The organism is uncultured Nitrosomonas sp. (genome assembly GCF_902826915.1).
Taxonomy (GTDB): Bacteria; Pseudomonadota; Gammaproteobacteria; order Burkholderiales; family Nitrosomonadaceae; genus Nitrosomonas.
Window position 1 is genome coordinate 1 of the sequence record NZ_CADEGP010000097.1, and the last position, 7,674, is coordinate 7,674.

Genomic DNA, 7,674 nt, shown 5'->3' on the forward strand with positions numbered 1-7,674 from the left:
GGCCCAGCGGTCTTTGCTTTCGAATTACTCCCGAATACATTAATTGCAGATTCCTATAACGGCTGTTTCCATTCCGAAATCTGATTCGGATGCACATCGAATTGTTCCGCTAACTCAGCTAGTGTCTTGTCACCCTTGATCGCCGCTATGGCCACCTTGGCTTTGAATCCCGCTGCGTGATTCCTTTTCGTCCTTATCATACTCTCGTTTCTTTTTTGTCGCCTATTGTACGACTTGGGTTGAGCAAGATTACCACTTAAAGGACTGTCCGAATTTGTGTGACCACTTCTGTAAGAATAATTGCTTGGTTGGGTATATTTTTCGGAACCGAACTCATTTGTCGTTCGGTATCGTTTATTTTAATTTAGAATACTACTTATTTCTTCTGGTTTCATTTTGCATCGCGAATTTACCCGTAAATCTAATATCGTTGTTCGCTGGTGAGTTGCTAGTAGCACCTCATTTCTTAATTTGATATAAATGTTCAGAGAGTTATCTACTAAAGAAGCGGCGTGCTACTGCGCGATATTATATAAATCTGGAATTTAACCTTATGAATCAATTTTGGATTTTTATTTAATTCGTTATAAAACATAACGAGCAGTCTCATTGCCATTAACAGGAGAAATAGTGTTATGACAGAGCCAACGATAACCTGTCCAAATTGTAAAACTGAAATTAAACTTACCGAATCATTGGCAGCTCCCCTGATTGAATCAACGCGGAAACAGTTTGAACAACAGTTGGCGAAAAAGAACAGTGAAATTATTCAACGCGAACAGGCAATGCGCGATAGAGAAAAGCAATTAATTGAGGACAAACGTAAGCTAGAAGATCTAGTGGCTAGTCAAGTGGCAGAGCAATTGAAAACAGAGCGTGCGCGCGTGATTGCAGAGGAATCTCGCAAGGCTAAATTGGCCAGTGCCGCCGAACTGGAAAGCAAGGCGCATGAACTGATCGAATTACAAGAAGTGTTGAAAGTACGCGAAGAAAAACTCGCGCAAGCACAACAGGCGCAAGCCGAATTGATCAAGAAACAGCGTGAACTCGATGACGCTAAGCGCGAGCTGGAGCTCACGGTTGCCAAAAGAGTGCAGGATGGACTGATCGAAGTTCGTTCACTCGCCAAAAAAGAAGCCGAAGAAGAACAAAAATTCAAGGTGATGGAAAAGGAGCAAACCATTGCCGCGATGCAAAAACAGATCGAAGATCTCAAACGCAGGGCTGAGCAGGGCTCGCAACAACTGCAAGGAGAAGTGCAGGAACTCGAACTGGAAAACCTGTTACGCATAAAATTTCCTTATGATGCAATTGAGCCGGTTCCCAAAGGTGAATATGGCGGGGATGTGTTGCATCGTGTTGTCGGTGCAGGCGGTCAACCATGCGGCGTCATCTTGTGGGAATTCAAACGTACCAAGAATTGGAGCGATGTTTGGTTGGTGAAGCTGCGTGATGATCAACGCGCTGCGAAAGCAGAAATCGCTATTATTGTAAGCCATAGCCTGCCGAAAGGCACTGAAACATTTGAATTGATTGAAGGTGTCTGGGTTGCTCACCCGCGTGCTGCACTGCCGGTAGCGATGATTCTACGTCAATCCTTGTTGGAAGTTGCGCTCGCGCGCCAGTCGTCAGAAGGCCAGCAAACCAAAACCGAGATGGTTTACCAATACCTTACCGGTCCGCGTTTCCGTCAGCGCGTGGAAGCGATTGTCGAGGCGTTTTCTACCCTGCAGGAAGACCTAGAAAGGGAGCGCAAAGTGATTATGAAACAATGGGCTAAACGTGAGGAGCAGATTGAGCGCGTGATGACGGCAACAGTGGGCATGTATGGAGATTTGCAGGGGATTGCGGGCAAATCATTGCAAGAAATTGAGGGACTGGAACTGGCTGCACTTGAAGTCAGAGACACTGACTGACGATACCAAGCAGCAAAATTCCCTAAGATTAAGTTGAAATCAGATTCTAAGACGCTCAACAATATTTCCTTTAAGCAAGTGTTCATCGATGATTTCATCAATGTCTTCTTGATCGATATAGGTGTACCAAATTTCCTCGGGATAAACCACAATAACTGGACCTTCACTGCAGCGATCAAGGCACCCAGCATTATTCACACGGATTTTTTTCTTACCATCGAGTTTTAATGATTTGATACGCTGTTTGGCATAATCGCGCAATTCCTGGGCGCAGAAATTATTGCAACATTTGGCACCACCTTCACGTTGATTGGTGCAGAAAAAGACATGATATTGATAATAACTCATGAAGATGATATTGAAGTTAGAAAAAGTGAATTGCTAGTTTAACGTAATTTTCTTGTTCAAATTTGATTGGTGATGCGGTGTGTAGTATTTCTAATATTAATCAAGAATTGCTTTCACGAGAAGAATATTTTTTCTGTGGAAAAATTCAAGATTGAAGCGAGTCAGTGGAGTATTTGCCAAGCCAGTAATCCAGCCAGCAAGATTGCAATAAGCAACAGTAGTCGATTTTGTCGTTTCTCTTCGATGACCAAGTCGGTCATTCTTTTTTCTAAATCATGATTGCGGTTTTCCGCAAAAGCTTGGTGTATCAGGCGAGGAAATTCCGGCAGGATAATTGCCCAATTCGGGGCTTCTTTTTGCATACGGCTGGCAAGTCCGCGCAGGCCAATTTGCTCAGCCATCCAATGTTCTAAGAACGGTTTAGCGGTTTTCCAGAGATCCAAATTTGGATCCAGATCACGGCCAAGGCCTTCGATATTGAGTAGTGTTTTTTGCAGTAATACTAATTGAGGCTGGATTTCGACATTAAATTGCCGCGAGGCCTGAAACAGTTGGAACAGAACTCGCCCAAATGATATTTCTTTTAGCGGCTTGTCGAAGATGGGTTCGCAGACAGCGCGTATGGCAGATTCAAAATCATCTACGCGAGTATTTTTTGGCGCCCAGCCGGCTTCAACGTGAGCTTGCGCAACGCGCCCGTAGTCGCGACGAAAGAAGGCCAGAAAGTTTTGTGCCAAATAGTTTTTATCTTGATCACTGAGTGTTCCCATAATGCCGAAATCAACCGCAATATATCGACTATCCTGACCGACAAAGATGTTTCCCGGATGCATATCGGCGTGAAAATAGCCGTCGCGAAATACTTGGGTAAAAAATATTTCCACTCCAACACGTGCCAATTGGGGGATATCAACCCCTTGTATCGTTAATTCTTCAACATGACTGATAGGGATGCCTTTGACGCGTTCCATCACCATTACACCGTTGCGACAATAATCCCAATAGACTTCTGGCACCAGCAGCAATGGAGAATTCAGAAAATTTCTGCGTAATTGGCTGCAGTTGGCTGCTTCGCGCATCAGATCAAGCTCATCATCTAAATGGCGAGCGAACTCTGAGACCACTTGCCGCAGTTTTAGGCGTTTTCCGTCCGACCAGAGGGTTTCCGCCAACCAGGCGCCTGTGTCCATCAACGCGACGTCGTGTGTGATAGTAGGCCCTAGATTAGGGCGTAATATTTTTACCGCCACTTCGGTTCCATCGTGCAAGACCGCAAAATGGACTTGTGCAACGGAGGCGCTAGCTATTGGTGTTTCATTAAATTTGAAAAATACTTCATTGATTTTCCGACCATATTCTTTTTCTAATGTTGATAATACGAGTTGCAAAGAAAATGGGGGAACCTGATCCTGCAATTTCGCCAGTTCATCAGCGATATCGTGAGGTAAGAGATCGCGGCGAGTGGATAGCATCTGGCCAAATTTGACAAAAATAGGGCCTAATTTTTCTAAAGCCAATCGTAATCTCTCTCCACGCGGTTTATCCAGTTTCCGCCAGAAAGTCAATGTTCTCACAATGATTCTTAGCACTCGCAAACGGCTATGGTTTAAGACAAATTCATCCAATCCGAATTGGAAGGCGACGAATTGAATTTTTAGAAGTCGGAATAGGCGCATGAGTGAATCAATAATCGGTAAGGAAGAATGGTGCCAAAAAAGTTAGTTAGAATGTTTCAGGTATTTGTTATCCGAGTCTGATTTTACAGTCATTTGCGCATTGCCATTCGATAAGAAGAGTCTGCTTCATGGGACTGTCTGTTCATTTGCGGAAGCACTCTGTTTCGCCAATTTATTTAACCGCCGTTCTAGTTGTTCAATATGGAGTTTTATATTATTGATTTCTCGTGAAAATCGAAAGATTGTGTTAGGTTTGACTAAAAAAACATTTTCTTCTGTCAAATATTCGATCAATGTCTGAGCAAAGCGATCAATATTTTTTATTTGCCATTGCACCAGATGCTCGCTCGTTTGGGCGATTCGGTGCGCTGGTATGTCTCCGATTGCATTACTAAGATCGTGTTCAAGGATTCCTTTGAAGTCGATTTGCTTACCGATATTGATCAATTCTTCAACCAAAGCTGGATTACCAGCAGTTTTTATTTGCGCGAATGCATTTAATTCCCGGGTCAGCAATCTTGGCAGTATTAGCGGGGATAATGTCAGTGTTGCATCTACATTCATAGATTCATCAATTTTCTGTAATTCACCCGCTGTGTCGATAAGCATTTTAAGATTAATTAATGGAGAAATCTGGACGCAGATTGTTTTACCAGAAAAAGATTGCAATCGCTTCGATGCCCAACTTTCACTGCGCAAAACATGATTGATCGGAGTGATTACGGCGGTTGTCAGCATTCTATGTAATTTTTAAAATTGTAATAGCAGGAACAGAAGAAATAGCTGCACATTTTTTGCTCAGTTTTTTCATGCAAAATTTAACTCTATTTTAGAAATTGATCAGCTTTCTCCTCAAGCTTACAATGGCTTTGCGAGTATAGCATTTTAATTTGAATTGATTATAGGTTCTCAATATGCCTTAATGTTTTACTCTGACTGTTAGATCGACTATCTTATCAATGGTATCGTCATTGCAGGATTGAAGCTTGGAATTATAATTTCAACGAAAGGTTAGCTTTAAGATAACTTTATTGCTGTTAGGGAGCATGCAGGATGCTGAATTATTTAACAAATCGTTTAGTAATAATTGGTTGTTAATATGCAAGAAAAATCAAATACACACAATATATTCATTGCCTTGTGCGCGCTTGTGAATGGTTTTCTATTGTCATTCCTTGGTTTCGGATTACTTTGGAGTGGCATTTCCTGGTCTATGCAATTAGTTATGGCATTACCATTTCTGTTGCTATCCTACGCAGTGTATCGTTGGAGTAAAGGGACGCTGGGAATCTGCGTTTTTATATTGTTAGGTGCAACACCACTTGGGGTATTAATAACTCGGTTTCGCGATACGAACGATTCGCATCTAATGCCCACACTTGTTGTTCTCAGTTGGGTTTTAGGAATGCTGGCAGGTTGTTATTTAGGCTATTTACGGAGTACGCAAATGGAGTCAACTAAGCGCATTACTGTTTCCAAGTAAAGAAGTAAGGCGGTAGATTTTATTTTTGCCAGCGGCAAAAACTATTTTCCATTTTTTCTACGAGATCGCTTTTACCTCAACTCAATCCACACCGGTTGATGATCCGAAGCTTTTGTTTCAGCATCAATGCCGTGCGTTTTCAGGTGTTTCACTAATCCACTGGTAATCAACACAAAATCATAACATTCCGGACGGTCGACAAAATCTACCGGGTGGATGCCAACGGTTGGTGCATGTGGCGTGCCGGGATTCAATACCGACCAAGTATCGTGAAAGCTGGGGGTGCCATCGTTGAAAGACTCCAGAATCTGTGCGCGTTCAGGTGCTGTGGCAGGGAAGTTGAGATCGCCGCACAAGATTGCTTCTGCCGATCTGGGAAAGGCTTCGAAAGTTTTGCTTCGTTCCTCAGCTAGAAATTTTCGTTGCGACATCGCGCAAGCCTCTTGATGCAAGCGCCGAATGGCGTCGATCTGGATTTCGCGCTGGTGCTGTGAATAGTATTCGAGGTGTGTGGTCATGGTGCGCAAGGGACCAATATTCGTTGTCACGACGGCTTCCACCAGTACGCGCTGCATACTGGGGGTAGCTAATTCTGCCTGCCACGGCAACAGATGCCGCCAAACTTGACCAACAGGCAAGCGGGTAAATATGGCGTTGCCAAACTGGCTGCGTCCACCACGGCTGCCCGGCACATCGGTGGCTGCGCCATAGATTGCAGTGTAACCGGGCAATTGTGCTGAAAGTTCAGCAACCTGATTCTCGCCCCGGCTGCCCGGCAGGCTGGAGAAATTGACCGCGACTTCCTGCAGGCAAATGACATCAAATTCGTCTATCTGACGGATCGTCCGGATGATGCGTGCAAGATCGACTTGTCCATCCATTCCACGTCCCCATTGGATGTTCCAGCTCAACAGTTTCATGATTTTTTATTTGTTAAATAATTTTATTCGTCTTGGCGAGAATATACAAAGGCACCAGCAAAATTTTAGTCGTATTGATTTGTGCTTGCTCGTATAGAATCGAGGTGTTTGTTTCAGGTGCAGTACTGAAATGTATCACGGTGTGGAAATTTGTATGATGCGTACAAAAGTACAAATAATATATTTGCAAATAGCCCTGAAGATACCGGAGGGGATAATGGCACTCCAGGGCTTGGCTTTGGCTACTTGAGTTTGACCAACAATCCAAGCAGCCCTCGGCCTTCTACTTTGAGCGGCAAGCTCTAGTAGCTTGAGCTACTGTAAATCCTTGCTCGTTGATGAGTTGTCCCGTTACTTGGCCTTGAATAAAAGTACGACTGATTCGAGTCGCGCCAGCAGCAACATTTGCTGGGTCACTATCAAAATCAAATTCTACTTCATCACCTACAGTAGATTTAGGGCCAGATTTTTTTGTGTGACTGCCCGATATGATTTTAGCGATGTAGTTTCCGGCTACTAGATTACTTCCATCCACAGAAACTTTTGATCGGTTTGCTTTTGTCTCGCATTTTACACGAATGTCTGCGGCGTTTGCATCGGTTGCAGGGAGTGAGGTTACAAATACTGCTAAAACGGCTGCTAGAGCTGTTGAAGTTTTCATTATTGATAATTTCATTTTGTTCTCCTAGAAGTTAGCTTTTAAATTACACGGTTCATTAGATTCAATGCCTAAAGTATGTGTGTGATTATTTCCCACGCACAAATGAATTGTATGTGGGAAAATTTTCCTCGTCAATAGATTTTTAATAAATTTTTCATAAAAAAAGAACTTTGCACGGTTAGAGTCATTTTCAGGTGCGGATGATGATGTAATAATTTTTTGAATCATATTATTGAGTTAATTGATATAATTTTTTTCAGAGTTTGATGCCACCCGCCGTACCCGCAAAGTAAGCTTCCTCAATCAAATCGATTACCTGATTGATTGAGAACCGATAGAAAAAGCAATCGCTGAATATTATGTCCCCACATATGATGCCGCAGGCCGTCCTGCCTATCCTGGGTTGCTGCTGTTCAAGATGTTGCTGGCAAGAATCTGGCATGGTGGACTCAGTGATGAATCCGTTGAAGACATGACTAACGCGAATCTGCGCGTGATGCGGTTTTTGGGCCTGATCTGGAACACGATGCTCCAGATCATTCGGTACTGTCTCGTTTCAGGACACGATTAACACAAGCGTATGCTTGGGATGATTTGCTGAATGAAGATCAATCTGTTGACGCTAACCCAAAACTGACCAGAAAGAGCTGTTTGTGCTAATTGAATTTTG

At 43.2% G+C, this 7,674-nt stretch carries 7 protein-coding genes and 2 pseudogenes; 3 read left to right on the forward strand and 6 right to left on the reverse strand.

Features of this window, described 5'->3' with window-relative positions:
- Positions 1–56: 56 nt before the first annotated feature.
- Positions 57–200, reverse strand: a pseudogene (locus tag QZV86_RS12850) (IS3 family transposase); the annotation flags it as partial.
- A gap of 435 nt (positions 201–635) precedes the next feature.
- On the opposite strand from QZV86_RS12850, the gene QZV86_RS12855 reads away from it, so the two are divergent.
- A complete protein-coding gene (locus QZV86_RS12855; RefSeq protein WP_295628882.1) occupies positions 636–1,916 on the forward strand; it encodes a DUF2130 domain-containing protein in 1,281 nt (426 codons plus the stop codon).
- A gap of 39 nt (positions 1,917–1,955) precedes the next feature.
- Here the strand turns inward: QZV86_RS12855 and QZV86_RS12860 are convergent, their stop codons facing one another.
- The 3 genes from QZV86_RS12860 to QZV86_RS12870 form a co-directional block, all read right to left on the reverse strand.
- Positions 1,956–2,264, reverse strand: a complete 309-nt coding sequence (locus tag QZV86_RS12860) for a (2Fe-2S) ferredoxin domain-containing protein (RefSeq protein WP_295628885.1) — start codon at positions 2,262–2,264, stop codon at positions 1,956–1,958.
- Between the two features lie 161 nt (positions 2,265–2,425).
- Positions 2,426–3,940: a ubiquinone biosynthesis regulatory protein kinase UbiB gene (ubiB, locus tag QZV86_RS12865; protein WP_295628888.1), complete on the reverse strand. Its 1,515-nt coding sequence runs from the start codon at positions 3,938–3,940 to the stop codon at positions 2,426–2,428.
- 126 nt (positions 3,941–4,066) lie between these two features.
- Complete coding sequence (locus tag QZV86_RS12870) at positions 4,067–4,678, reverse strand: SCP2 sterol-binding domain-containing protein (RefSeq protein WP_295628891.1); 612 nt, start codon at positions 4,676–4,678, stop codon at positions 4,067–4,069.
- Positions 4,679–5,039: 361 nt separating this feature from the next.
- Here QZV86_RS12870 and QZV86_RS12875 point away from each other — a divergent pair, with 361 nt between their 5' ends.
- A complete protein-coding gene (locus tag QZV86_RS12875) occupies positions 5,040–5,423 on the forward strand; it encodes a lysophosphatidic acid receptor (protein WP_295628894.1) in 384 nt (127 codons plus the stop codon).
- 71 nt (positions 5,424–5,494) lie between these two features.
- Here the strand turns inward: QZV86_RS12875 and QZV86_RS12880 are convergent, their stop codons facing one another.
- Both QZV86_RS12880 and QZV86_RS12885 read right to left on the reverse strand, forming a co-directional pair.
- Complete coding sequence (locus tag QZV86_RS12880; RefSeq protein WP_295628897.1) at positions 5,495–6,343, reverse strand: endonuclease/exonuclease/phosphatase family protein; 849 nt, start codon at positions 6,341–6,343, stop codon at positions 5,495–5,497.
- Between the two features lie 283 nt (positions 6,344–6,626).
- Positions 6,627–7,019, reverse strand: coding sequence for a hypothetical protein (locus tag QZV86_RS12885; protein WP_295628900.1), 393 nt, complete (start codon positions 7,017–7,019; stop codon positions 6,627–6,629).
- Positions 7,020–7,350: 331 nt separating this feature from the next.
- Between QZV86_RS12885 and QZV86_RS13860 the strand changes: the two are divergent.
- Positions 7,351–7,664: pseudogene (locus QZV86_RS13860) on the forward strand (transposase).
- Positions 7,665–7,674: the final 10 nt, after the last annotated feature.

Coding starts and splice junctions, on each gene's coding strand:
- QZV86_RS12860 (WP_295628885.1), bottom strand. CDS start 2,264: ATGAGTTATTATCAATATCATGTCTTTTTCTGCACCAATCAACGTGAA.
- QZV86_RS12885 (WP_295628900.1), bottom strand. CDS start 7,019: ATGAAATTATCAATAATGAAAACTTCAACAGCTCTAGCAGCCGTTTTA.
- QZV86_RS12855 (WP_295628882.1), top strand. CDS start 636: ATGACAGAGCCAACGATAACCTGTCCAAATTGTAAAACTGAAATTAAA.
- QZV86_RS12870 (WP_295628891.1), bottom strand. CDS start 4,678: ATGCTGACAACCGCCGTAATCACTCCGATCAATCATGTTTTGCGCAGT.
- ubiB (WP_295628888.1), bottom strand. CDS start 3,940: ATGCGCCTATTCCGACTTCTAAAAATTCAATTCGTCGCCTTCCAATTC.
- QZV86_RS12880 (WP_295628897.1), bottom strand. CDS start 6,343: ATGAAACTGTTGAGCTGGAACATCCAATGGGGACGTGGAATGGATGGA.
- QZV86_RS12875 (WP_295628894.1), top strand. CDS start 5,040: ATGCAAGAAAAATCAAATACACACAATATATTCATTGCCTTGTGCGCG.